The organism is Pseudomonas oryzihabitans (assembly GCF_001518815.1).
Classification (GTDB): Bacteria; Pseudomonadota; Gammaproteobacteria; order Pseudomonadales; family Pseudomonadaceae; genus Chryseomonas; species Chryseomonas oryzihabitans_E.
The window spans coordinates 1,307,058-1,332,933 of sequence record NZ_CP013987.1 but is presented as its reverse complement, the minus strand read 5'-3'; the positions used below and the strand labels follow the sequence as shown (position 1 = coordinate 1,332,933).

General features: G+C 65.2%; 20 protein-coding genes. 8 read left to right on the top strand and 12 right to left on the bottom strand.

Annotation, left to right across the window (positions count from 1 at the left end; translation table 11 throughout):
* Positions 1-5: 5 nt before the first annotated feature.
* The 6 genes from APT59_RS05950 to mreB form a co-directional block, all read right to left on the bottom strand.
* Positions 6-3,836 carry a YhdP family protein gene (locus tag APT59_RS05950; RefSeq protein ID WP_059316834.1) on the bottom strand — a complete coding sequence of 1,277 codons (3,831 nt, stop codon included), beginning with the start codon at positions 3,834-3,836 and terminating at the stop codon, positions 6-8.
* Between the two features lie 12 nt (positions 3,837-3,848).
* Positions 3,849-5,303, bottom strand: coding sequence for a ribonuclease G (gene rng, locus APT59_RS05945; RefSeq protein ID WP_059314016.1), 1,455 nt, complete (start codon positions 5,301-5,303; stop codon positions 3,849-3,851).
* A gap of 55 nt (positions 5,304-5,358) precedes the next feature.
* Complete coding sequence (locus APT59_RS05940; protein ID WP_059314015.1) at positions 5,359-5,967, bottom strand: Maf family protein; 609 nt, start codon at positions 5,965-5,967, stop codon at positions 5,359-5,361.
* Positions 5,968-6,171: 204 nt separating this feature from the next.
* Complete coding sequence (mreD, locus tag APT59_RS05935; protein WP_059314014.1) at positions 6,172-6,660, bottom strand: rod shape-determining protein MreD; 489 nt, start codon at positions 6,658-6,660, stop codon at positions 6,172-6,174.
* Positions 6,660-7,808, bottom strand: a complete 1,149-nt coding sequence (gene mreC, locus APT59_RS05930) for a rod shape-determining protein MreC (RefSeq protein WP_237140605.1) — start codon at positions 7,806-7,808, stop codon at positions 6,660-6,662. The genes mreD and mreC overlap by 1 nt, the downstream gene beginning before the upstream one ends.
* Positions 7,809-7,934: 126 nt before the next feature.
* Positions 7,935-8,978, bottom strand: coding sequence for a rod shape-determining protein MreB (gene mreB / locus APT59_RS05925; RefSeq protein ID WP_059314013.1), 1,044 nt, complete (start codon positions 8,976-8,978; stop codon positions 7,935-7,937).
* Positions 8,979-9,209: 231 nt separating this feature from the next.
* Between mreB and gatC the strand changes: the two genes are divergently transcribed.
* From gatC to APT59_RS05905, 4 genes are all read left to right on the top strand, one after another.
* Positions 9,210-9,497, top strand: coding sequence for an Asp-tRNA(Asn)/Glu-tRNA(Gln) amidotransferase subunit GatC (gatC, locus tag APT59_RS05920; protein ID WP_059314012.1), 288 nt, complete (start codon positions 9,210-9,212; stop codon positions 9,495-9,497).
* Between the two features lie 8 nt (positions 9,498-9,505).
* Complete coding sequence (gatA, locus tag APT59_RS05915; protein WP_059314011.1) at positions 9,506-10,957, top strand: Asp-tRNA(Asn)/Glu-tRNA(Gln) amidotransferase subunit GatA; 1,452 nt, start codon at positions 9,506-9,508, stop codon at positions 10,955-10,957.
* Positions 10,958-10,971: 14 nt separating this feature from the next.
* On the top strand, positions 10,972-12,420 hold the full coding sequence (gatB, locus tag APT59_RS05910; protein ID WP_059314010.1) for an Asp-tRNA(Asn)/Glu-tRNA(Gln) amidotransferase subunit GatB: 1,449 nt from the start codon (positions 10,972-10,974) through the stop codon (positions 12,418-12,420).
* 89 nt (positions 12,421-12,509) lie between these two features.
* Complete coding sequence (locus tag APT59_RS05905; RefSeq protein WP_059314009.1) at positions 12,510-12,908, top strand: septal ring lytic transglycosylase RlpA family protein; 399 nt, start codon at positions 12,510-12,512, stop codon at positions 12,906-12,908.
* Between the two features lie 21 nt (positions 12,909-12,929).
* Here the strand turns inward: APT59_RS05905 and APT59_RS05900 are convergent, their stop codons facing one another.
* The 6 genes from APT59_RS05900 to APT59_RS05875 form a co-directional block, all read right to left on the bottom strand.
* Positions 12,930-13,949 carry an alginate lyase family protein gene (locus APT59_RS05900; protein WP_059314008.1) on the bottom strand — a complete coding sequence of 340 codons (1,020 nt, stop codon included), beginning with the start codon at positions 13,947-13,949 and terminating at the stop codon, positions 12,930-12,932.
* Positions 13,950-14,225: 276 nt separating this feature from the next.
* The gene (kdgD, locus tag APT59_RS05895; RefSeq protein WP_017642389.1) at positions 14,226-15,137 is read right to left on the bottom strand and encodes a 5-dehydro-4-deoxyglucarate dehydratase; all 912 of its coding nucleotides are present in this window, start codon (positions 15,135-15,137) and stop codon (positions 14,226-14,228) included.
* 133 nt (positions 15,138-15,270) lie between these two features.
* On the bottom strand, positions 15,271-16,023 hold the full coding sequence (locus APT59_RS05890; protein WP_174523129.1) for a FadR/GntR family transcriptional regulator: 753 nt from the start codon (positions 16,021-16,023) through the stop codon (positions 15,271-15,273).
* 83 nt (positions 16,024-16,106) lie between these two features.
* Positions 16,107-17,840 (bottom strand): ABC transporter ATP-binding protein/permease, encoded by a 1,734-nt coding sequence (locus tag APT59_RS05885; RefSeq protein WP_059314006.1) that lies wholly within the window; start codon positions 17,838-17,840, stop codon positions 16,107-16,109.
* 122 nt (positions 17,841-17,962) lie between these two features.
* Complete coding sequence (locus APT59_RS05880; RefSeq protein ID WP_059314005.1) at positions 17,963-18,523, bottom strand: response regulator transcription factor; 561 nt, start codon at positions 18,521-18,523, stop codon at positions 17,963-17,965.
* Positions 18,524-18,539: 16 nt separating this feature from the next.
* Positions 18,540-19,799, bottom strand: a complete 1,260-nt coding sequence (locus tag APT59_RS05875) for an ATP-binding protein (RefSeq protein WP_059314004.1) — start codon at positions 19,797-19,799, stop codon at positions 18,540-18,542.
* A gap of 179 nt (positions 19,800-19,978) precedes the next feature.
* On the opposite strand from APT59_RS05875, the gene APT59_RS05870 reads away from it, so the two are divergent.
* From APT59_RS05870 to APT59_RS05855, 4 genes are all read left to right on the top strand, one after another.
* The gene (locus tag APT59_RS05870) at positions 19,979-20,686 is read left to right on the top strand and encodes an SIMPL domain-containing protein (protein WP_059314003.1); all 708 of its coding nucleotides are present in this window, start codon (positions 19,979-19,981) and stop codon (positions 20,684-20,686) included.
* A 246-nt stretch (positions 20,687-20,932) separates the two neighbouring features.
* Positions 20,933-22,531 (top strand): ABC transporter substrate-binding protein, encoded by a 1,599-nt coding sequence (locus tag APT59_RS05865; protein WP_059314002.1) that lies wholly within the window; start codon positions 20,933-20,935, stop codon positions 22,529-22,531.
* A gap of 70 nt (positions 22,532-22,601) precedes the next feature.
* Complete coding sequence (locus APT59_RS05860) at positions 22,602-24,200, top strand: ABC transporter substrate-binding protein (RefSeq protein WP_059314001.1); 1,599 nt, start codon at positions 22,602-22,604, stop codon at positions 24,198-24,200.
* 43 nt (positions 24,201-24,243) lie between these two features.
* Positions 24,244-25,836, top strand: a complete 1,593-nt coding sequence (locus APT59_RS05855; protein ID WP_059314000.1) for an ABC transporter substrate-binding protein — start codon at positions 24,244-24,246, stop codon at positions 25,834-25,836.
* Positions 25,837-25,876 lie beyond the last annotated feature (40 nt).

The window sequence follows — 25,876 nt, the reverse complement described above, 5'->3', positions numbered from 1 at the left end:
AACGCTCAATCGCGCTTGCCCGTGGTCATGGTCGGATTCTGCCAGGGGCCTTCGATGTGGTAGTTGATGCTGGCCATGCGGGTGATGCGGTCGCCAATCAGCCGATCGACAATGAACAGCGCGCCGCCGATGGCCGGTGCCCCGGCGATCAGCGCGGCCAGCGGCAGGGAGTTGCTGACCGGCAGCCCGACCTTGAGGTTGGCGTCGATGCGATTGCTGGCCATGTCCAGCAGGCCCTGCAGACTCATCTCGGCACCCGGCCCGCTCAGGCTGATGGGCTTGCGGGTACGGAAGGCGCCCTGCTGGGCGTCGAGTACCCCGGTAATGCTGTCGTAGCTCAAGCCCTTGCCGAACAGATCGGAGAAGTCCAGCCGCAGGCGGCGGCGGATGGATTCGAAGTTGAGCAGGCCGAAGATACGCAGCGCCGAAGCCGTTCCTTCCACCTGGCGCAAATGGCCATCGTTGAAGCGCGCATCGAGATTGCCATTGAGCCGCGCCAGGGCGACATGGGCAGGCGAGCCGGGCCAGTCGACCCGGGCATCCAGCCGGAAATCGCGACTGGTCACGCTGGAGGCGAAATTCCAGCCCAGCAGGATGTCGGCGATGTTGCCGCCGGACAGACGTCCCTGGTAATAGCTGTGGGTCGCGCCCGGCGCGCCCTCCCAACGCAGGGAGCCCATGACCTTGAGGCCGCGGAGGTCGAGGTCCAGGGCATTGAAGTTGGCGCCGGATGGCGACGGCCTGAGCTGCAGGCGCTGGGCACCGACCAGCCGCCCACCCAGTTCGAAACGGTCGATGACCAGATTCAGCGCTGGCAAAGTGCGCGGATCGACGTCAGCCAGCGGATCGGGACGGGGCGCGTCGCTTTCCACCGAGGGATCTGCCGGGGTCTGGGGAATGCGCAGGTGCTGCAGGTTGATGTCGATCGGCTGGCCAGTCTGGCGAGGGATACGCACTTGGCCAGCCACGGTCTGGCTGGCCAGTCCCAGTTGCCAGGCATTGCCCTGGGGCGCGTAGGTGAGGCGCAGGTTGTCGATTTCCTGGCCGAACGCCAGAAAGCGCCCGAAGCTGAGATCGCCGCGTCCGAGGCTGGAGATATCGACCGCGTTGCCGCCGCCCCGCCCCGCCCCGCCACTGCCGCTGGCCTTGCCATAACGCTGATAGACGTCCTGCCAGGCCGCCAGATCGAATTCCGCGAGTTGGCCGCGCAGGTCGTAACCGACCGTGGTGGGCAGATTGGCGGTCCCGCCACCCAGCACGATCTCGCCGCGCCCCTTGTCCATGGCCTTGGGATCGAGCATCAGCACGGCGTCGGCAAGCCCCTTGTAGGTCGCTTCCACCCGGCGCTCACCCTCGTTGAGCGCCAGGCTGAAGAAGGCCTCACGGCTCTGCTCCGCGCTTTTGCCGAAGGGCGCCGGCAGATCGATGGCTACCCCGCGCAGGTCGGAGGTAACGGCCAGCTCGCTGTGCTCGGCAAGGGTCAGACCGAGGCGATAGCCAAGCAGGCCCCGCGCCGGAAGGGGTCGCCCCTCGCTGCCCAGCCAGCGTGCCAGCTGGTCCACGTCCACACGGCCGTCCACTACCAGGCGGGTACGGGGCTCGTTGACCTTGCCTTCGGCCAGGGCCTGACCGCGAATGGGTTGATCGAAGACACGCGCCTGGATGTCGGGTGCACTGAGGCCGCTACGAGTGTCGTAGCGGAAGGTGCCGCGCAGGTCGGTGAGAGTCAGCTGGGGATCCGCCAGCTCCAGGCGCGCCTTGTCCGGCGTCAGCTCGACCACCACGACGGGTGGCTGTCCCTTGGCCAGGGGAATGTCCAGATTCAGGCTGCTGTTGTTGAGCGCCCCCTCCCCCTTCCAGCCGGCGAAGACCTTAGCGGTCGGTAGCGGCGTGTCCTGGAGGATCTTCAGGCCGTCGCGCACGCTGCTGTCGAGTCGTGCGGTAAGACGCAGGTGCGGCGCGCTGCCATCGTGCAGCAACGGGATACGGGCCTCGACGTCCCTGACCCGGGTGTCGAGGATGCGCCCCTCGGGTACCTGAACCTTGACCCCATCGCTCTCGATGAAGACATCACCCCGGGCTTCGCGCAGCGCGGGCCAGCCGGGCTGATAGGCCAGCTGAGCATCGTGCACCCGGAAGAACAGACTCATGGTGCGCGAGTGCGGAGGCGAGCCATGGCGCAGGGAGCCCTGGTACTGGTAGATGGCCTCGTCGATCCGGCCGCCGACGATGGCGGTGGTCAGCCACTGGGCCAGTTCCGGACTGAAGTCCGTCGCCGGCAGCTTGGTGGGCAGGTACTTGCGGGTGTAGCTCGCGTCGCCGTCCTTGAGGCCGACACGCAGGTCCATGTAGCTGTCCACCTCGGGGTGCAGACCGAGCTGGATGTGCATGTCGCCACTGGCCGCACCCTCCGGCCCAGTGACCTGCATCAGGGCACTGCCAAGGGTGAAGCGCTGATCGTCGAGGCTCCAGGTCAATCGCGCCTTGGCGGTGCGATAGCGCCAGGGCTCGGGAAAGAGGTCACTCAGGTGCAGCATGAAGTCGCTGGTGTCCAGGCGCAATTCGCCGCCGCCCAGACTGCCGCTCAGGCTGCCGGTGACACCCTCGACGGCAGGCGCCCCCCGATAGGCGGAAACGCCCACCCGCTCCAGGTTGGCTGCATAGGAGAGCCGCTCGCGCAGGGGCTTCTGCGGATAGAAGTCGGCGTTGAGATTGCGCAGCTGACCATGGGGCGCCAAGGCCTGCACGGCCTGGGCGACAGGCGCCGGCAAGGGTGCCAGGTCCCGCGCCAGCTGGGCAGCCTGCTTGAGATCCAGCTGGTCGCTACGTACCTGCAGGTGCTGGGCGGTGCTGTCGTAGGCCAGGGCGTAGCGCGCTTCAAGCGGCTTGCCGTCGAGCTGCGCCTTGAGCGCCAGCGCTCCGCTGTACTGGCCGGCAGCGTCGGCCTGCTGGTCGCTGTCCAGCGCCAGGGCCTGCAGCCGCACCGGGGGGTGATCGGCATAGGCGAGCGTCAGCTCATCCGCCTTCAGGCGCAGATGGGAACGCTGCAACCGCCCTTCGGCCCAGGCGAACCAGAGCTCGCCTTCCGCCTGGGCACGGCGCAATTGCCATTGCCGGGTGAGGGTTCCCGGGATCCAGCGGGACCAGTCGCTGGCGGGCAGGCTGACATAGCCTTCCAGCCCACTGGCGCGCCAGTCCTCGGGCCGTGGCCTGGCGATGAAATGCGCCGCCACCGTGCCGCCATCGGGCAGTCGGAAACGCGTTGCCAGTTCCAGGGCACCGTTCAACTGCCGGGACAGGCTGGCCTCGGCATACCTGAGGGTCACCGGGGAACCCTGCTGGGGGATCAGACTGAGCTGGCTGTCCAGCAGGCTGGCATGGCCCAGGCGCGCCAGGGCATCGAGCAGCGGACCCGGATCGAAGGGCTTGGCGTCCGGCGCCCGCGGCGGCAGGCCGCGCAATTGCCAGTGGCCCTGGGCATCCTCCTCCAGGACCAGATGGACGCCATCGATCTGCACCGACTTGAGCCGCAGCTGGCGATGCCAGAGACTGCCGAGCACATCCGGCACCACCTTGAGATGATCCAGCTGTACGCTGCTTTCGCCGCGCCCCAGGCTCAGATCGCGCAGGATCAGCACCGGATTCCAGGTGGCCCAGCGTCCTTCGAGTCGGCCCAGGCGCACCGGCTCGCCCAACGCGGCGGTAGCCCGTCCCTCAACCTCGCTGCGGTATTCGCCGACCCAGGGCATGAGCAGCCGCCCCAGGCCCATATAGAGGGTCACCAGGGCCAGCAGTAGCAGCGCCAAGCCAAGCGCGCCGCGTTTGAGCAGGGACATCAAGGCACGAACCTAGAGCAGCACGACATCGTACTGCTCCTGAGAATACATGGTCTCCACCTGGAACTTGACGGTGCGGCCGATGAAGGCTTCGAGATCGGCGACATTGCCCGACTCCTCATCCAGCAGCCGATCCACCACCTTCTGATTGGCCAGCACCAGATAGGAATTGGCCTGGTAGGCCCGCGCCTCGCGCAGGATTTCACGAAAGATCTCGTAGCAAATGGTCTCGGCGGTGCGCAGGATGCCGCGTCCCTGACAATTGCCGCAGGGTTCGCAGAGCACCTGGGACAGGCTCTCGCGGGTGCGCTTGCGGGTCATCTGCAGGAGGCCCAGCTCGGTGATGCCGATGATATTGGTCTTGGCATGGTCGCGTTCGAGCTGCTTTTCCAGGGTACGGATCACCTGGCGCTGATGCTCCTCGTCTTCCATGTCGATGAAATCGATGATGATGATGCCGCCGAGATTGCGCAGCCGCAGCTGACGGGCAATGGCGGTAGCGGCCTCCAGGTTGGTCTTGAAGATGGTCTCTTCCAGATTGCGATGGCCGACGAAGGCGCCGGTATTGACGTCGATGGTGGTCATCGCCTCGGTGGGATCTATCACCAGATAGCCGCCGGACTTGAGCAGTACCTTGCGCTCCAGGGCCTTCTGGATCTCGTCTTCCACGCCATACAGATCGAAGATCGGCCGCTCGCCCGGATAATGCTCCAGCCGCGCCGCGACCTCGGGCATCAACTCCTCGACGAACTGACCGATGCGCTGGAAGTTCTCGCGGCTGTCGACGCGGATCTTTTCCGTACGCGGCCCGACCAGATCGCGCAGGGCACGCAGGGCCAGGGTCAGGTCTTCATAGATGGGCGCCGGCGTCGGTCCCTGCAGATTGCTGGAGATCTGCTGCCAGAGGCGGCGCAGATAGCGGATGTCGGCCAGGATGTCTTCCTCGCGCGCCGCCTCGGCGGCGGTGCGCAGGATGAAACCGCCCTCGTGCTCGATGCCCTCGCTTTCCACGCAGCGCGCCATGATCGCCTTGAGGCGCTCGCGTTCGGCTTCGTCCTCGATCTTCAGCGAGATGCCGACATGGGAGGTACGCGGCATATAGACCAGATAGCGCGAGGGAATCGACAGATGGGTGGTAAGGCGCGCGCCCTTGGTGCCGATGGGGTCCTTGGTGACCTGGACCACCAGCGTCTGGCCCTCGCGCACCAGCGCGCTGATGCTCTCCACCGCCGCCCCTTCACGCTGGGAGATCTCGGCGGCGTGGATGAAGGCCGCGCGGGCCAGGCCGATGTCGATGAAGGCCGCCTGCATGCCCGGCAGCACCCGCACGACCCGGCCGCGATAGATGTTGCCGACGATACCGCGACGCAACGTGCGCTCGACGTGCACCTCCTGCAGCACACCGTTTTCCACGACGGCGACACGGGACTCCATGGGAGTGATGTTGATGAGGATCTCTTCGCTCATGGAGGACTCTTGGACGACGTGGAGGGGCGGAATGAGGACCGGGATACCAGGGACCTCAAGACTGAGCGGTCGGCCGTCCGACAGGCCGCCAACAAGGGATGGCGAAAGCGCTCAGCAGTTCCGCGGTTTCGCACAGCGGCAGCCCTACGACGGCGCTGTAGCTGCCTTGCAGTCCGCGAACGAAGACCGCGCCGGCACCCTGGATGGCATAGCTGCCGGCCTTGTCGGCCGGCTCGCCGGTGTCCCAGTAGCGTTCGGCTTCACCGGGGGCCAGGGGACGAAACTCCACCTCCGCGGCGACCACGCGACTCAGACAGCGCTCGCCATCGGCCACGGCAACGCCGGTCACCACCCGATGCCGTCGACCACCGAGGGCGTTGAGCATGGCCAGCGCCTCGGCGCGATCGCGGGGCTTGCCGAGCAGTTGGTCATCGAGCACCACGCAGGTGTCGGCGCCAATGACACAGCCATCGGAGGCGCCGGCCAGTACTTGCCGGCCCATGGCCGCCTTGGCCCGGGCCAGGCGCTCGACATAGGCGTCCGCCGCCTCCCCCGGATGAGGGGTTTCGTCCACCGTCGCGGCGACTTTCTGGAAGGCGACGCCGATCTGTTCGAGCAGTTCGGCACGCCGTGGCGAGGCGGAGGCGAGATAGAGCTGGGGCATCGACAACAACCAGATGACGAGGGGATGACGGGAGAATGCCAGCCCATCGCCGGTGAAACCAGCTTAGGCTTTGCGGGAAAAGAGCCTGCGCTCGGTCATGCGGCGTTGAACATCCCTTCGGAAGGCTCGTTCATCACTGGTAAACGCCGTGTCCTCAGAGAGTCTTGCCTGCCTTGCCTGCGCCCAGCGGTGGTTCAGACCGCCTCAGGTGACACCGAATCTGAGGCGCAGCCCGCGCAGCAGCAGATAGATCCACGGCCAGAGCAGCGCGCTGACCAGCGAGGGGGTGAGAAACACCAGGGTCGGTGGCCGGCTGCCGGCCAGGGCGTTGAGCCACAGCGCCAGCAGCTGGGCGATACCGTAGACCACCAGCAGCACGAAACTCTGTTGCCAGACGGGAAAGGCGCGCAGCCGCTGCGCCAGGGAGCGGACCAGGAAGACGACCAGGCTCAGCACCAGGGCGGTCTGCCCCAGCAGGCTGCCATAGAGCACGTCCTCGGCGATGCCCATCACCCAGGCGGTGAGCAGCCCGACGCGGTGCGGCAGGGCCAGGGTCCAGAAGGTCAGCAGCATGGCCAGCCACAGCGGCCGACCGATCTCCATGAATTCCGGCATGGGCACGATGGAGAGCAGCAGCCCGACCAGCAGGGTGAGCCAGATCACCCACCCGTTATGGCCGATGCGCAGCGCCATCAACGATCACCCTCGTCGGGCAATTCCGCGGCTGGCTGCTGGGCCCGACGTGGTGCCTGGGTACCGGTCGTGGCCGGTTGGGCGGGCGACCTGGCTGGCGTGGCAGGATGCGCCGCGGCGCCATTCGCACCCGCAGGTGGCTTGGTCGGCGTGGCCGGATGAGCCCCAGTGTTACCCTGGGTCGCCGGAGGCTTGGTCGGGGTCGCGGCGCGACTGCTGGCGGCGGCGCTCGGCGCTGGCGTAGCAGGAGCTGGCGGCTGCGCGGCGGAGGCTCCGGCGGGGGCCGGATTCGCGGCGGCGGCCGGGCGCTGGGCGGCATGGCGATCCGCCGCCTCCTGGGCCTCGGCGGCATCGTTGGCGCGTTGCTCCGGGGTGCGGGTATCGCTGAACACCAGCAGCATGTAGCGACTGCGATTGAGCTTGGCGGTGGGAATGGCGCGCACCACGGCGAAGGGTTGCCCCGAGTCGTGGATCACCTTGGACACCGTGGCCACCGGATAACCGGCCGGGAAACGCTGCCCCAACCCGGAGCTCACCAGCAGGTCGCCTTCCTTGATGTCGGCGGTATCGGCCACATAGCGCAGCTCCAGGCGCTCGGGGTTACCGGTGCCGGCGGCAATGGCGCGCAAGCCGTTGCGATTGACCTGCACCGGAATGCTGTGAGTCACGTCGGTCAGTAGCAGGACGCGCGCCGAATAGGGCATCACCTCCACCACCTGCCCCATCAGGCCACTGGCGTCGAGCACCGGTTGGCCGACGAAGACACCGTCCTTCGCGCCCTTGTCGATGATGATGCGATGGGTATAGGGATTGGGATCGACGCCGATCAGCTCGCCAACCAGCACCTTGTCGTCCACCAGGGCGGCGGAATTGAGCAGCTCGCGCAGGCGTACGTTTTGTTCGGTGAGCGCGGCCAGCTTCTGCAGTCGCCGTTGCAGCAGGAGCTGCTCGGCCTTGAGTCTTTCGTTTTCCGCCATCAACTCGGTACGGCTGGAAAACTGGTCGCTGACAACTTCCCAGGCGCGCACGGGAAAGCCCGCCACCTGATAGAGGGGCGAGAGTACCAGCGCCAGTTCGCTGCGCACCGGCTTCAGATAGTCGAAACGCGCGTCGGTGACCATGACACCCACCGAAAGGGCGGCCAGGATCAGCAGACGAATGCCCAGCGCTGGGCCTTTGCTGAAAATCGGCTTGATGGTGAGTTCCTCGCAGAACGCGCCCGGCACCCCGGTAGCCTGGGGCGACCGGAGCGGGGCCTGTAGCCTGGAACTGCCTTATTCGGTGGACAGCAGGTCCATGGCGTGGCGATCCATCATTTCCAGCGCCTTGCCGCCGCCCCGGGCCACGCAGGTCAGCGGGTCTTCGGCGACGATCACCGGCAGGCCGGTTTCCAGCGCCAGCAGCTTGTCCAGGTCGCGCAGCAGAGCGCCACCACCGGTGAGCACCAGGCCACGCTCGGCGATGTCGGACGCCAGCTCCGGCGGTGACTGCTCCAGGCAGCTCTTGACCGCCTGGACGATGGTCGCCAGGGATTCCTGCATGGCTTCGAGCACCTCGTTGGAATTGAGGGTGAAGCTGCGCGGGACGCCTTCGGCCAGGTTGCGACCCCGGACATCGATCTCGCGGACCTCGCCGCCCGGGTAGGCGGTGCCGATTTCCTGCTTGATGCGCTCGGCGGTGGATTCGCCGATCAGGCTGCCGTAGTTGCGGCGCACGTAGGTGACGATGGCTTCGTCGAAGCGATCACCGCCGACGCGGACGGACTCGGCATAGACCACACCGTTCAGGGAGATCAGCGCGATCTCGGTGGTGCCACCACCGATGTCGACAACCATGGAACCATGGGCTTCCTCGACCGGCAGACCGGCGCCAATGGCTGCGGCCATCGGCTCCTCGATCAGGAACACCTCACGGGCGCCCGCGCCGAGCGCGGATTCACGGATGGCGCGGCGCTCGACTTGGGTCGACTTGCAGGGCACGCAGATCAGCACCCGCGGACTGGGCTGCAGGAAGCTGTTCTCATGCACCTTGTTGATAAAGTATTGCAACATCTTTTCGCAGACGCTGAAGTCGGCAATGACGCCGTCCTTCATCGGACGGATGGCGGCAATGTTGCCCGGGGTGCGACCCAGCATGCGCTTGGCGTCGGTACCGACGGCGACCACGCTCTTCTGGTTGCTACTGCCGTGGGTGCGGATGGCGACCACCGACGGCTCGTTCAGCACGATGCCGCGCTCGCGGACGTAAATCAGAGTGTTGGCGGTCCCCAGGTCGATCGACAGATCGCTGGAGAACATGCCACGCAATTTCTTGAACATGAGGTGACCCTAGGCGGTGACAAGCAGGCACGCGACAGGACAAACGTGCGGGTAAAAAAGTGCGGCAGACTCTAACAATCGCGGGGATTTAGGGCAAGGCGCCGATATGCTAGATTGAGAGCTTTTCCGGGCCGTTAAGCCCCCGTTCAACGCGGCGCCCGACCCGCCAGCCCGTCTCCAGCATACGCGGCCGCCAACTGGGTCACGCCGCCTTCCTGCTTGGAGAAGCCGATGGCGCTCGAACGCACCGACGTCGAAAAGATCGCTCACCTGGCCCGCCTGGGTCTCGACGAGGCGGATCTCGCCGCTACCACCGCTACCCTCAACGACATCCTCGGCCTCGTCGACCAGATGCAGGCCGTGGACACCGCGGACATAGCCCCCCTTGCCCACCCGCTGGAAGCCACCCAGCGCCTGCGGCCCGACCAGGCTACCGAAGGCGACCGGCGCGCGGCCTACCAGGCCATCGCCCCGGCCGTGGAAGCCGGGCTGTACCTGGTTCCCAAGGTGATCGAGTGAGACACGACATGCATCAGCTGACCCTGACCGAGATCGCCGCCGCCCTGGCCGCGAAGGATTTTTCTGCCGAAGAACTGACCGGCGAGCTGCTGCAGCGGATCGAGCAGCTCGATCCCCAGCTCAACAGTTTCATCACCGTGACCGCCGAGCAGGCCCTGGAACAGGCGCGCGCTGCCGATGCCCGCCGCGCCGCCGGCGAGACGGGCGCCCTGCTGGGCGCGCCCCTCGCCCACAAGGACCTGTTCTGCACCCAGGGCGTGCTGACCAGCTGCGGCTCGAAGATCCTCACTGGCTTCAAGGCACCCTACGACGCCACCGTGGTGGAGAGGCTGGCCGCGGCCGGCACCGTCTCCCTCGGCAAGCTGAACATGGACGAATTCGCCATGGGTTCGGCCAACGAATCCAGCCACTACGGCCCGGTGAAGAATCCCTGGGACGTCACCCGGGTGCCTGGCGGCTCTTCCGGCGGCTCCGCCGCTGCCGTGGCCGCGCGGCTGTTGCCGGCTGCCACCGGCACCGACACCGGCGGCTCGATCCGCCAGCCGGCGGCCCTGACTAACCTCACCGGCATCAAGCCTACCTATGGCCGTGTCTCGCGCTGGGGCATGATCGCCTACGCCTCCAGCCTCGACCAGGGCGGTCCGCTGGCACGCACCGCCGAGGACTGCGCCCTGCTCTTGCAGGCCATGGCCGGCTTCGACCCCAAGGATTCCACCAGCGTCGATCAGCCGGTGGACGACTACCGTGCCGCCCTGCAGCAGCCGCTGACCGGCCTGCGCATCGGCCTGCCAAGGGAATACTTCGGCGCCGGTCTCGATGCCCGCATCGGTGAGAAGGTACTGGCCGTGGTCGAGGAGCTGAAGAAGCTCGGCGCCACCGTCAAGGACATCTCCCTGCCCAACCTGCAGCACGCCATCCCGGCCTACTACGTCATCGCCCCGGCCGAGGCCAGCTCCAACCTGTCGCGCTTCGACGGCGTGCGCTTCGGCTATCGCTGCGAAAATCCGGTCAACCTGGAAGATCTCTACAAGAGATCCCGCGGCGAAGGCTTCGGCGCCGAGGTGAAGCGCCGCATCATGGTCGGCACCTACGCCCTGTCGGCTGGCTACTACGACGCCTATTACCTCAAGGCGCAGCGCATCCGCCGGCTGATCAAGAACGACTTTGTCGCGGCCTTCGCCGAGGTCGACGTCATCCTCGGCCCGACCACGCCGAACCTGGCCTGGAAGCTCGGCGAAAAGGGTGGTGACCCGGTCTCCGCCTATCTCGAAGACATCTACACCATCACCGCCAACCTCGCCGGCATCCCCGGCCTGTCGATGCCGGCCGGCTTCGTCGATGGCCTGCCGGTGGGCGTGCAACTGCTCGGCAACTATTTCCAGGAAGGCCGTCTACTCAACGTCGCCCACCAGTACCAGCAGGTCAGCGACTGGCATCGCCAGGCGCCGAGCGGCTTCTGAGGAAGGATAGAGACATGCAATGGGAAACCGTGATCGGGCTTGAGATCCACGCTCAGCTCAGCACCCAATCGAAGATTTTCTCCGGCAGCGCCACCAGCTTCGGCGCCGAGCCCAACGCCCACGCCAGCCTGGTCGACCTGGGCATGCCCGGCACCCTGCCGGTGCTCAACGCCGAGGCCGTGCGCATGGCCTGCAAGTTCGGTCTGGCCATCGATGCCGAGATCGCCGAGCGCAACGTCTTCGCGCGCAAGAACTACTTCTACCCGGACCTGCCCAAGGGCTACCAGACCAGCCAGATGGATCATCCCATCGTCGGCAAGGGCCACCTGGACATCACCCTGGAAGACGGCACCGTCAAGCGTATCGGCATCACCCGCGCGCACCTGGAAGAGGACGCCGGCAAGAGCCTGCACGAAGACTTCCACGGTATGAGCGGCATCGACCTGAACCGCGCCGGCACCCCCCTGCTGGAGATCGTCTCCGAGCCGGACATCCGCAGCGCCAAGGAAGCCGTGGCCTACGTCAAGGCCATCCACGCCCTGGTGCGCTACCTGGGTATCTGCGACGGCAACATGGCCGAGGGCTCGCTGCGTTGCGACTGCAACGTCTCGGTGCGCCCCAAGGGTCAGGAAGCCTTCGGCACCCGCGCCGAGATCAAGAACGTCAACTCCTTCCGCTTCATCGAGAAGGCCATCAACCACGAAGTTCAGCGCCAGATCGAACTCATCGAGGACGGTGGCAAGGTGGTGCAGGAAACCCGCCTGTACGATCCCAACAAGGACGAGACCCGCTCCATGCGGAGCAAGGAAGAAGCCAACGACTACCGTTACTTCCCCTGCCCCGACCTGCTGCCGGTCGTGATCGAGCCAGCCTTCCTGGCCGAGGTGCGCAGCCAGTTGCCTGAGTTGCCGACCGAAAAGCGCGACCGCTTCCAGCGTGAGTACGGCCTGTCGGTCTATGACGCCAGCGTGTTGTCCGCCAGCCGCGAGTTGGCCGACTACTTCGAGGAAGTCCAGCAGGTGAGCGGTGATGCCAAGCTGGCCGCCAACTGGGTGATGGGCGACCTGTCCAGCCTGCTCAACAAGCAGGACCTGGAGATCGGCCAGGCACCGGTGAACGCGGCCCAGCTGGGCGGCCTGATCCTGCGCATCAAGGACGACACCATCTCCGGCAAGATCGCCAAGATGGTGTTCGAAGCCCTGGCCGCCGGCGAAGGCGAGAGTGCCGATGCCATCATCGAAGCCAAGGGCCTCAAGCAGGTCACTGACAGCGGCGCCATCGAGGCCATGCTGGACGAGGTCCTGGCCGCCAATGCCGCCCAGGTCGAGCAATACCGCGCCAGTGACGAAGCCAAGCGCGGCAAAATGTTCGGCTTCTTCGTCGGCCAGGCGATGAAGGCTTCCAAGGGCAAGGCCAACCCCGGCCAGGTCAACCAGTTGCTCAAGCAGAAACTGGAAGGCTGACGGCAGTCGCACGGGGTAACGGACCGGGGCTGACAGTCTCGGTTCGAGCCCTTAAGCTGCTGCCGGTCGTTTTGCCAGGAGGCATCGAGATGCATCGGATCCACCGCGTTGGACTGCTGTCGCTGGTCCTGCTGTTCGCCGGTTGCGCCAGTCATGAGAGCTTCCCGCCACCGCTGTCCTCCAGCGCGGCCCATGACTATCAGGACACCGGCATGGCGTCCTTCTACTCCAAGTGGCACGCCGGCCGCCGCACCGCCAGCGGCGAGAAGTACGACCCCAACGCCCTGACCGCCGCCCATCGCACCCTGCCCTTCGGTACCCGCGTCCAGGTCATCAACCTGGCCAACGGCCGCAGCGTGGTGGTCCGCATCAATGATCGCGGCCCGACGGTGCGCCGGCGCGTGATCGACCTGTCGCGCAGCGCGGCCGATCGGCTCGATATGGTGGCCGACGGTACCTCCAGGGTCAGCATCCGCAGCCTGGACTGAGACTCTCAGGTCCAGCCCGGGCTAGCCCTGACAGGCCGGGGCATAGGCCCACAGCATCCGCGGTGGCGCGGCGGCAAGCTTCTGGGCAATGGCTACGTAGCGCGGGTCAAGCAGACTGGCCGACCAGTACAGCGTCCTGGCGCCTTTCGGATCCCAGACCCCCGCATAGCCTGGCAGCCCGGCCTCGGCCCGCTGCACATCGAAGCGCACCGTCGTATGGCGGAATTCTTCATGGCTGCGCTGGCCTTGCGCATAGGGCAGCAGCCAGTCGAGCGCCGCGGCCAGGGTCTGCCCTTCACGGCCCGGCAGCCGTAGCCAGTCCTCGCCACGCCCCCGGGCCACTGCGGCAGCCAGCACCAGCGGTTCGAGATCGTAGACGACATAGTGCAAGGCATCGCGCTCGCTGAAGTCGAGCACCTCGCCATCGGGTTTGATGTTAACCGCCAGCTGGGTGACGAAGGCCGCCCGCGCCCGGGCAAACAGTGCCCGGTCATCCAGGGCGCTGGCCGCCAGGGTCACCAGCTTGATCCTGTGGCTCTGCCAGTTGTTGCTCCAGACGCCCCGGTCTTCGCCGCGGTGCGCCTCCATTTGCTGCAGATACCCCTGAGCCAGTGCCTCGATGAAGGCGCGGGTGCGCCGGGCCGTTGGCGCCGGAAGGTTCGTCGCGGTCAACCGATAGGCCGCGATGAGCATGCCCAGGTTGGTCTCGTCGATGGGTTGGAAGCTGGGCCGATATAGCGGTATCCAGGCATCGAGATAGCCTGCCAGCCGCGCCAGGGCCGCGGCATCGTGGTTATCTCGCCAGGCCAGCGCCAAGTCGAGCATATAGCCGAAATCGCGCACGGCCGCCGTGGACTGATCGTGGATGCCCGTATGAGGCAGCGTCCCCGCGGTATGGATGATCGGCAGCGCCTGAGGCGTGGGAGCTGGAGGGTTGCCGACCGACCGCGTCAGCGCAGCGGCCGAGGGCGGCTTGGCGGCCAGGCAGGTCGCATGCCCAGGTGTCGCGGCGAGGGCGATAAACAGCAGGGCGGCACTCATGACAGGGACCCTCTGGCTGGACGTTGCTCAAGAAGCGCCTGCACCAAGGCACCAGCTCCCCTACCCTAACGGCTTCGCGACCCAGGCGCGGCGTGCAATCCAGTCTGCCCACCCGCCCTTAGGATCGCCTTAAGCCAGGCGAGCCTCGCCGCCTCAGGGCCTTGAGCGCTCTACCAGCGCCTTGAGACGCGGGCAGAAAAAAGCCCGCGACCAGACAACTGGTCGCGGGCAAGCAACTGAGGAGAGGTGCTTGATAGCCCTCTCAGGCGCTGGACCTTACTGCGGGCCGAGCTTGTCCATCAGTGCAGCCAGCTGCTCGTACTCGTCCTGCTTGAGATCGGTCAGCGGGGTGCGTACGGGACCGGCATCGTAACCGGCGATCTTGGCGCCCGCCTTGACGATGCTCACGGCGTAACCGGCGCAGCGGTTGCGGATCTCCAGGTACGGCAGGAAGAAGTCGTCGATCAGCTTGCCGACAGCCTCGTGGTCGTCACGGGCGATGGCTTCGTAGAACTGCACGGCGGTCTTGGGCACGAAGTTGAATACGGCCGACGAATAGACCGGTACGCCCAGCGCCTTGTAGGCGGCGGCATAGACTTCGGCGGTGGGCAGACCGCCCAGGTAGCTGAAGCGATCACCCAGACGGCGGCGGATGGCGACCATCAGCTCGATGTCACCCAGGCCGTCCTTGTAGCCGATCAGGTTAGGGCAACGCTCGGCCAGCTGCTCCAGATGATGGGGCTGCAGGCGGCAGACGTTGCGATTGTAGACCACTACGCCGATCTTGACCGATTTGCAGACGGCCTCGACATGGGCGGCGACGCCGTCCTGACTGGCTTCGGTCAGGTAGTGCGGCAGCAGCAACAGACCCTTGGCACCCAGGCGCTCGGCTTCCTGGGCATAGGCGATGGCCTGGCGAGTGGAGCCGCCGACGCCAGCGAGAATCGGCACGCTGCCCTGGCAGGTGTCCACGGCGGTCTTGATGATGCCGCTGTATTCGCTGGCTTCCAGCGAGAAGAATTCACCAGTGCCGCCAGCCGCGAACAGCGCGGTAGCGCCGTAGGGGGCCAGCCACTCCAGGCGCTTGGCATAGGTATCGGGACGGAAGTCGCCATTGGCATCGAAGTCGGTCAGCGGGAAGGACAGCAGACCGGAAGAGAGGACGTGTTTGAGTTCTTGTGGAGTCATCTTGAGTGCCTCGGCGTAGGTTGGACTGAGGTGCGGCGCGTCCGCTACCTGTTGTAAGTCATCGTACAACCTCTCTTGTGGAAGGGGCAAGCCCCTACCATGAAAATGCGTATCGCCAGATTAATGCCTGGTTTCACGCCCCTTCCGCCTGACGCTCCATCTCTTCATGAGCGCGTCTCAGGCGCTCGCGACTGTTGCTCAGGTGCAGACGCATGGCCGAACGAGCCGCCTCCAGATCACCGTCTTCGATGGCCTGGACGATGGCTTCATGCTCGGCGTCCAGCCGGCTCTGGTAGCGCTGCTGGTCATCGTGGGCGAGATAGGCGGAATTGAGTCGGGTACGGGGAATCAGCACCGTGCCGAGGTAACCCATGATGTCGCTGAAATAGCGATTGCCGGTGGAGCTGGCGATCAACAGGTGCAACTCCAGGTCGGCGCTTACCGCGCGGTCGGGCTGCTCGACACCGGTGCGCATGTTTTCCAGCAAGGTCCACATCGTCTGCAATTGCTCGGCGGAACGACGTTGGGCCGCGAGGCCGGCTGCCTCGACTTCCAGGCTGATGCGCAATTCGAGCATTGCCAGGACGTCCTTGAGGGTGGTGATGGTCGCCAGATCGATTGGCAGCGGCGACTCGGGGCGTCGCTCCAGCACGAAGGTGCCTATGCCGTGACGGGTCTCCACATAGCCGCCGGCCTGCAGTCGGGAGATGGCCTCGCGTACCACGGTGCGGCTCACGCCTTGGGCCTGCATGATGGCCGATTCCGTGGGGAGCTTGTCGCCTGGCTGAAACTGGCCATCGCCGATCTGCTGGATCAGCACCGCGACGACCTCTTCTGCCAGGCTACGGGGTCTTTTTCGGGGGCGGGATACGGTGGGGGCTGACATGGATTCTCGTACCGATTGAAGGGACTCTGGAATCATAGCACCCACCTCCTCCCAAACGCCCTATTTAGACCGCTCGGTCCATATCAAGACACGTCCACTACCGCTCTAGGGCGCAGCTCTTGGTCCTCCAGCAGCAAATGGCGACGGTGGTAGGCCCTCAGGCTGGGCCGGTGCCCGACGCTGACCAAGGTAAGGCCAGGATTCTCGGCCAGCAGCCGCTCATAGAGAAGGCGCTCGTCCGCCTCGTTCAGCGCCGAGCTGGCCTCGTCGAGGAACAGCCACTCGGGGGCATAGAGCAGCGCCCGCGCCAGGGCCACCCGCTGCTGCTCGCCGGGCGACAGGGTCCGCTCCCAATGACGGGTTTCGTCCAGATGCTCAAGAAGGTGCTCCAGGCGGCACAGTTGCAACACCTCCGTCAGACGTGCGTCGGAGTAGGCATCGGCGGCTTGCGGATAGGCCAGCGCCTCGCGCAGGGAGCCGATGGGCAGATAGGGTTGCTGTGGCAGGAAGAGCTGGCGTCCGGCCGGCACGGCGATATCGCCCTGCCCCTGCCGCCAGAGTCCGGCCAGGGCGCGCAGCAGGGTGCTCTTGCCGCTGCCCGAGGCGCCTTCGATCAGCAGGTGCTCGCCACGGGCGATGCGCAGATCGGTGGGGTGTAGCAGCAGCCGGCCGGCGGCGCTCAGGGTAAGGCTCTCCAGCAGCAGGTCCTGGTCGCCGGTACGCGGCACCAGCACTTCGGATTCCTGGCCCAGTTCGGCCATGGTTTCGCGGAAGGTGAGCAGGCGATCGGAGATGGCGCGCCAGGATGCCAGGCTGACGTAGGCGTCGACGAACCAGCTGAGACTTTCCTGAACGTTGCCGAAGGCCGAGTTGATCTGCATCAGGTCGCCCAGCTGGATCTTGCCCGAGAAATAGCGCGGCGCCGCCAGCACGAAGCCGGCAACGATGGCGATCTGGCTGTAGCCGGCGGTAAAGAAGGTCAGGCGCTTGGTGTAGTTCATCAGCAGGTGGTAGTTGCCCCAGACATAGCCGAAACGCTCCAGCAGGCGTTGCTGCTCGTTGGCCTCGCCACGGAACAAGGCCACGCTTTCGGCCTTCTCGCGAACCCTGATCAGACCGAAACGCAGATCGGCTTCGTAGCGCTGCTGCTGGTTGTACAGGCCGATCAGCCGTCGACCGATGAGATGGGTCAGCCAGGTGCCGATGGTGGCGTAGATCAGCGCGGCCCAGAACATGTAGGCCGGAATGGTGATGCCAAACAGGGTGATGTCGCCGGAAATGCCGAACAGGATGACGCTGAAGGACACCAGGCTGACCACGGTACGGATGAAACCAAGTCCTAGGGTCAGGGTGGTTTCGGCGAAGTCGCGGATGTCTTCGGTGAGGCGCTGGTCGGGGTTGTCCGCGCCGCCTTCGCGTTCGAGATGATAGTAGTTGCGATCGGACAGCCAGAGCCCGAAGTGCTTTTCGGTCAGCCAGCGGCGCCAGTTGATGGTCAGCGCCTGGGTCAGGTACAGCCGGTACACCGCCAGCAGGATGGCCGTGGTCGCCAGGCCGCAGAAATACAGCATCAGGCGGATGAAGGCGGCGAGATCACGATTCTGCAGGGCATCGTAGAAATAGCGATACCAGGTATTGAGGGCCACCGACAGGCCTACTCCGGCCAGGGACAGGGCGATGACCACGGACAGCAGAAGCCAGGCCTTGCCCTTCTCCTCACTGCGCCAGTAGGGGGTGATCAGGGCCCAGACACGGGCAAGAAAATGCCCGCGGGAAGCTCCATAGACGGAGGGTACGGGTACGGCGGATTCGGACATGCTCGGACTCTCAAGGACTGCTCAACGAGACGCTTGCACAGCCTATGCCGAGATTCCTGAACGGAGTCTGACTGAAACAATGTAACACTCATCGCCCCCGGCCCGTGGACGATGAGGCTCGCTCAGCGGCGTACGGGGCGCTTCTGCAGCTTGCGCTGCAGGGTCCGGCGGTGCATGCCCAGGGCACGGGCAGTCGCCGAGATGTTGCCTTCGTGCTCGGCCAGCACCCGCTGGATGTGCTCCCACTGCAGGCGGTCCACCGACATGGGATTGTCCGGCACCAGGGTGTCGAGGTCGGCGTGCTGGGCGAGCAAGGCGGCCAGGACATCGTCGGCATCGGCCGGCTTGCACAGGTAGTTGGTGGCGCCGCGCTTGATGGCTTCCACGGCGGTGGCGATGCTGGAATAGCCGGTCAGCAAGACCACGCGCATCTCCGGATGCAGTTCCAACAGCTTGGGCAGCAGCACCAGGCCGGAGTCGCCTTCCATCTTCAGGTCGAGCACCGCGTAGTCCGGCAGGTCGTCCTTGGCCAATTGCAGGCCTTCCTCGGCGCTGTCGGCGATGGATACCCGCAGACCACGGCGATCCATGGCCCGGGCCATGACCCGGGTGAAGGTGGGGTCATCGTCCACCAGCAGGATGTGGGGCTGGTCGTCGAAACCACTGTTGAGGTCGTCAGTCATAGAATTCTCCAGGCATTCACGCCAAGGCGTAGTGCCGCGGCAGGCGCAATTCGGTCAGGGTGCCGCCTTCTTCGTGATTGTAGAGCTTCACCGTGCCACCAGCACGGGTGACGCTGGCCTGGCTGAGGAACAGCCCCAGCCCGAAGCCCTTGCCCTTGGTGGTGAAGAAGGGCTTGCCAAGCTGCTCGGCGATGGCAAGGGGCACTCCGGCCCCGTGGTCACGAATCGACAGGCACAGCTCGCGAGCATCCCAGTGCAGGCGGATGGCCAGGTCTTCCGGGCAAGCATCGGCGGCATTGTTGAGTAGATTCAGCAGTGCCTGGGTAAGTTCGACCGGCGGCGTCAGGCGTGGCGGCGTGCCCAGGCTGACCACCTCGAAGCGATAGGTGGCTTCCGGCCGCATCAGGTGCCAGCGATCCATGGTCGCCTCCAGCCATTCCACCGCGGTCTGCTCCTGCACGGTCTGGCGCCGGTCGGCCTCGGCGGCGCGCACCAGTTGCTGCAGGGTCTGCTTGCATTGCCCGACCTGCACCTGCAACAGCGCCAGGTCCTCGCTCAGGGTCGGCTGATCGGCGTGCTCCTGCTGCAATTCCTTGAGCAGCACGCTCATGGTGGACAGCGGGGTACCCAGTTCATGGGCGGCACCGGCTGCCTGGGTGGCGACCGCCAGCAACTGCTGGTCGCGCATGGCCTGCTCGCGGCGTTGGGCCTGCAGGTTCTCCTGCTCACGCAGGGCAGTGGCCATCCGCGCGACGAACAGGGTGATGACGGCGGCGGACAGCGCGAAGCTCAGCCACATGCCGTAGCTCAGCACCGCGCCATCGTTGGCCACCAGCAGATGCAGCGGCTCATAGGAGAGCAGCATCAGCGAGAAGACCACCAGGGTCAGGGCCGCCAATACCAGGGTGTAGAGCCAGGGCAATGTGGCCGCGGCGATGGTCAGGGGCACCAGGTAATAGGAGGCGAAGGGGTTGGTCGGCCCGCCGGCGAAATACAGCAGCGCACTGTGGATGGCCAGGTCACAGCCCAGGTGCGCGGCATATTCCTGCTCGGTGACCGGCCAGGGGCGGGTCAGTCGCAGGGCGGCGAACAGGCAGAGTACCGCGGAGACGCCCAGGGTGATGGCCAGGGCCGTCCAGGGCAGCTGGACGATGCCCGACAGCCGAGCGATGCCCACCGAGCCAGCCTGGGCGGCCAGCACCAGCACGCGGATGAGAACCAGGCGCCCGAGATTCTGGCGATTGGCGGACAACCATTGAACGGGCAAGGAGAACATGCGAGGTTCCAGGCGCAAGAAACGATCGAGACGGCGGGTCCCAGAGGGGCGTGTCCGTCAGAGCAGACCCGGCATTATAGCGAGCCCCGCCCGCCTTCAGCCGCTGACGCGGCAATGCGACGCACCATCCGCCGGGCCTGAGGTCCCAAGGCTTTCGTACTGCCAATCAGGAGAACACCATGACCTTTTCCCTACGCCCACTCGTGCTGGGCGCCGCCCTGTTCAGCGCCGCGCTCGCCACCGGCGCCCAGGCCGACGAGCCGCGTTACAACCAGATCAGCCTGAGGGCCGAGGTCAGTCGCGAAGTGCCGCGTGATCGCATGCAGGTCATGCTCTATACCGAGAGCCAGGGCCAGGATCCGGCCGCTCTGGCCAGCGACACCACCAAGACTCTCAATGCAGCCCTGGAAGAAGCCCGCAAGGTCAAAGGCGTGGATGTCTCCCTGGGCAATCGCAACACCTACCCGGTCTACGAAGACCAGGGCCGTGCCATCAATGCCTGGCGCGAGCGCGGCGAGCTGCGCCTGGAAAGCACGGATTTCGCCGCCCTGTCCAAGCTGACCGGCGAGCTGCTGGGCACGCTGAAGATGGGCAACCTGCAATTCACCATCGCCGATGGCACCCGCAAGCAGCAGGAGGATGCCCTGTTCAAGGACGCCGTGGCCGCCTTCAAGGCCCGCGCCCAGTTGGCGACCGACGCCCTGGGGGGCTCGGGCTATCGCATCGTCAATCTGGATCTGGGCACCAGTGGCGTTCCCCAGCCGCTGCCGATGCTGCGCATGTCGGCGATGAAGGCCGCCAGTGATGCCGTGACTCCGGACGTTGCCCCCGGTACCACCACCGTCGAAGTGACTGCGGGCGGTACCATCGAGGTACAGATGCCCTGATCTAGGGCAGAAAAGTAACAACGCTGTTTCGGTGCGCACTTTTGGTGCGCACTGCCTTCCCGTCGTGATACCTCGTCTTACATCTTTGCGACATCTGTTTCCTGTTTGGGTCGCTCAGGGTCAATAGCTCGCCTGAGCTATGGACATGGGCATAAGCTGTGCATGTGGGCTCATCTGTCCACAAGACATCGGCATTCTGTTTCGCAACGCCACATCGTGTTGCGCCGTCCCCGACATGAGGTCTCCATGCACAAGAACGTACTCGCTGCCCTCTTCGCTTCCGGTCTGCTGGCCGGCGCACCCCTGGCACAGGCAACCAACCTGGTGTTCTGCTCCGAAGGCAGCCCGGCCGGTTTCGATCCGGCGCAATACACCACTGGCACCGATTTCGATGCGTCGGCGGAAACCATCTTCAACAAGCTGACCCAGTTCGAGCGCGGCGGTACCCAGGTCAAGCCGGGTCTGGCGGAGAGCTGGGACATCAGCGAAGACGGCAAGGTGTACACCTTCCACCTGCGCAAGGGCGTGAAATTCCACACCACGGACTACTTCAAGCCGACCCGCGACTTCGATGCCGATGACGTCCTCTTCACCTTCCAGCGCATGCTGGACAAGGACAATCCGTTCCGTAAGGCCTACCCCACCGAATTCCCCTACTTCACCGACATGGGCCTGGACCAGAACATCGCCAAGGTGGAAAAGGTCGACGACTACACGGTGCGCATGACCCTCAACGAAGTGGACGCCGCCTTCCTGCAGAACCTGGCGATGCCCTTCCCGTCGATCCAGTCGGCCGAATACGCCGACAAGCTGCTCAAGGCCGGCAAGGCTGCCGAGATCAACCAAAAGCCGATCGGCACCGGTCCCTTCGTCTTCAGCCGCTACCAGAAGGATGCGGTGATCCGCTACAAGGCCAACCCGGACTACTGGGACAAGGTCGATGGGCCCAAGGTGGACAACCTGATCTTCTCCATCAACACCGATCCTTCGGTACGGATGCAGAAGCTCAAGGCCGGCGAGTGCCAGATCACCGTCTATCCGCGTCCGGCGGACCTGGACGGCCTGAAGAAGGACCCGAATCTCAAGCTGCCGTCGCAGCCGGGCTTCAACCTGGGCTACATCTCCTACAACGTCGAACATGGCGATCTGGCGAAGCTCAAGGTGCGCCAGGCGATGGACATGGCCGTCAACAAGGAGGCCATCATCAACGCCGTCTACCAAGGCGCCGGCCAGGTGGCGGTCAACGCCATGCCGCCGACCCAGTGGTCCTACGACAAGTCCATCAAGGACGCGCCCTACGATCCGGAAAAGGCCAAGGCCCTGCTCAAGGAAGCCGGCTTTAAGGAAGGCACCGAACTTACCCTCTGGGCCATGCCGGTGCAGCGTCCCTATAATCCCAATGCGCGCCTGATGGCAGAGATGCTGCAGCAGGACTGGGCCAAGATCGGCGTTAAGACCAAGATCGTCAGCTACGAATGGGGCGAGTACATCAAGCGCTCCAAGAGCGGCGAGCAGGACATCATGCTGATCGGCTGGAGCGGCGACAACGGCGACCCGGACAACTGGCTGGCGACCCTCTTCGGCTGCAAGGCCATCGGTGGCAACAACTTCTCCCGCTGGTGCTACCAGCCGTTCGAGGACCTGGTGGTCAAGGCCAAGCGCGTGACCGACCAGGGCGAGCGCACCAAGCTCTACGAACAGGCCCAGCAGGTGCTCAAGCAGCAGGTACCCATGACGCCCATCGCGCATTCCACGGTCTACATGCCGATGCGCAAGGAAGTCCAGGACTACAAGATCAGCCCCTTCGGGTTGAACGAGTTCTACGGCGTCAGCGTCAGCAAGTGAAGCCTCTTGGCCAGGGTCGGGAGCCAGACTCCCGGCCCTGGCCGTTCATTTGACTGATGGAGTGAGACCCATGCGCCTTCCCTACGCCTACTCGTTGCTGGCGGCGAGCCTGCTCGCCTGTGCTCCGCTCGCCCAGGCGGCGAGCAATCTCGTCTATTGCTCGGAAGCCAGCCCGGCCGGTTTCGATCCAGCGCAATACACCTCGGGCACCGAATTCGATGCCTCCGCGGAAACCGTCTTCAACCGCCTGGTGCAGTTCCAGCGTGGCGGCACCACCCTGGAGCCGGGCCTGGCGACCAAATGGGACGTAAGCGCGGATGGCAAGACCTATACCTTCCACCTGCGCCAGGGCGTGAAATTCCACACCACCGACTACTTCAAGCCCACGCGCGACTTCAACGCCGACGACGTGGTCTTCACCTTCCAGCGCATGCTGGACAAGAACCAGCCGTTCCGTAGGGCCTATCCCACCGAATTCCCCTACTTCACCGACATGGGGCTGGACCAGAACATCGCCAAGGTGGCCAAGGTCGACGACCACACCGTGGTCTTCACCCTGAACAAGGTGGACGCCGCCTTCGCCGCCGACCTGGCAATGAGCTTCGCCTCCATTCAATCGGCCGAATACGCCGATCAGTTGCTCAAGGAAGGCAAGCCCGAGCTGCTCAACCAGCAGCCCATCGGCACCGGTCCCTTCGTCTTCAGTCGCTACCAGAAGGATGCGGTGATCCGCTTCAAGGGTAATCCGGACTACTGGAAGCCCGAGGACGTCAAGCTCGACAACCTGATCTTCGCCATCACTCCCGATGCCGCTACCCGCCTGCAGAAGCTCAAGGCCAACGAGTGCCAGGTCAGCGGCTATGCGCGCCCGGCGGATCTGCTGGAGATGAAGCAGGATCCTCACCTCAAGGTGCTGCAGCAGCCGGGTTTCAACGTCGGCTTCCTCGCCTACAACGTCCAGCATCCGCCGCTGGACAAGCCCGAGGTGCGGCGCGCCCTGGACATGGCCATCAACAAGCAGGCCATCGTCGATACCGTGTTCCAGGGGGCCGGCCAGGTGGCGCAGAACGTGATCCCGCCCAACCAGTGGTCCTACGACAAAAGCATCAAGGGCGCGCCCTATGATCCGACCAAGGCCCGCGCCCTGCTCAAGCAGGCCGGGATCAAGGACGGCACCGAAATCGCTCTCTGGGCCATGACCGTGCAGCGCTCTTCCAACCCCAACGCTCGCCAGTCGGCGCAGATGATCCAGCAGGACTGGGCCAAGGTCGGCATCAAGGCCAAGATCGTCAGCTACGAATGGGGCGAGTACATCAAGAGAGCCAAGGCCGGCGAGCACGATGTCCTGACCTATGGCTGGACCGGTGACAACGGCGATCCGGACAACTGGCTGGGCGTGCTCTACGGCTGCAGCGCCATCGGTGGCAGCAACTATGCGCGCTGGTGCGACAAGGACTACGACGCCCTCATCCAGCAGGCCAAGACCAGCAACGATCGCGCCCAGCGCACCCGTCTCTACGAGCAGGCGCAACAGATTATTCGCCAGCAGATGCCGGTGAGTCCCATGGCCCATTCGGTGGTGTCCCAGCCCATGCGCAAAGAGGTGCAGGGCTTCAAGATCAACCCCTTCGGCGTCACCGGTTTCTATGGCGTAAGCCTCGACCGCTGATCCTGTCCGGCTCGCCCCGCGGGCCTTTCACAAGGAGCCTTCCGTGTCCAAACCACTCTTCTCGCTGTCCCTCGCCGCCCTCCTCTGCCTGACGGCCAATGCCGCCCTGGCGCGGCCCCTGGTGGTCTGCACCGAGGCCAACCCGGAAGGCTTCGACCCGGGTCGCTACACCTCCGGCTACACCTTCAACGCCTCGGCCACGCCGCTGTACGACCGCCTGGTGGAATTCAAGCAGGGCAGCGCGGAACTGGAGCCGGGCCTGGCGGAAAGCTGGGAGATCTCCCCTGACGGCCTGCAGTACACCTTCGCCCTGCGCCAAGGCGTGAAATTCCACACCACCGAGTACTTCAAGCCCAGCCGCGACTTCAACGCCGACGACGTGGTGTTCAGCTTCGAGCGCATGCTCGACAAGAACAACCCCTGGTACAACCTCTCCCCCAGCGGCTATCCCTATGCCGCGGCCATGGAGATGGGCAGCCTGATCAAGTCCATCGAGAAGGTGGACGACAGCCATGTGCGCTTCACCCTCAACCAGCCCGAGGCGCCCTTCCTCGCCGACCTCGCCATGGCCTTCGGCTCCATCCTGTCCAAGGAATACGCCGACAGCCTGCTAGCCAGCAAGAAGACCGATGACATCAACCAGAAGCCCATCGGCACCGGTCCCTACGTCTTCCAGCGCTATGCCAAGGATTCCAATACTCGCTACAAGGTCAACCCGGACTACTTCGGCCAGAAGCCGCCGATGGATGGCCTGGTGCTGGCGGTGACCCTGGATCCCAACGTGCGTATCCAGCGGGTACGCAACAACGAGTGCCAGATCGGCCTGACGGTCAAACCGCAGGACGTGCCGATGCTCAAGCAGGACAAGCACCTCAAGCTGGCCCAGGTGGAAAGCCAGACCACCTCCTACCTGGCGATGAACACCAGGCACAAGCCGCTGAGCGATGTGCGGGTGCGCCAGGCCATCGCCATGGCCTTCGATCAGCAGAACTACCTGAAGACGGTGTTCGGCGAGGGCGGCGCCAAGGCGGCGATCAACCCCTACCCCTCCTCGCTGCTGGGCTATGCCAAGGACATCAAGCCCTGGCCCCACGACGTGGAGAAGGCCAAGGCGCTGCTCAAGGACGCCGGCTACGCCAATGGCTTCACCCTCAAGTACTACATCAGCACCGGCAGCGGTCCTGGTGGCAGTCCGGCCCTGGTGGCCCAGCTGATCCAAGGCGACCTGGCCAAGATCGGCATCAAGGCCGAGATCACCCAGTTCGAGTGGGGTGAGTTCGTCAAGCGTACCAAAGCCGGCGAGCACGACCTGATGATGATGAGCTGGACCGGCGACAATGGCGATCCGGACAACTTCCTCACCACCAACCTGAGTTGCGCGGCCGTGCAGGGTGGCGAGAACCGTTCCTTCTGGTGCGACAAGGCGTTCAACGACGCCATCGAGAAGGCCAAGCGCATCAACGATCCCGCCCAGCGCGCGGCCCTCTACGAGCAGGCCCAGCAGATCTTCCACCAGCAGATGCCCTGGATTCCGCTGGCGCACCCGCTGTTCACCGACGTCCTGCAACCCAAGGTGCAGGGCTATGTGCAGAGCCCGTTGGGGGTCTACGACTTCTCCACGGTGACCCTCGACTGATCGGCGCCTGACGCCGCAACAAACCGGGCCCGGGCGGCCC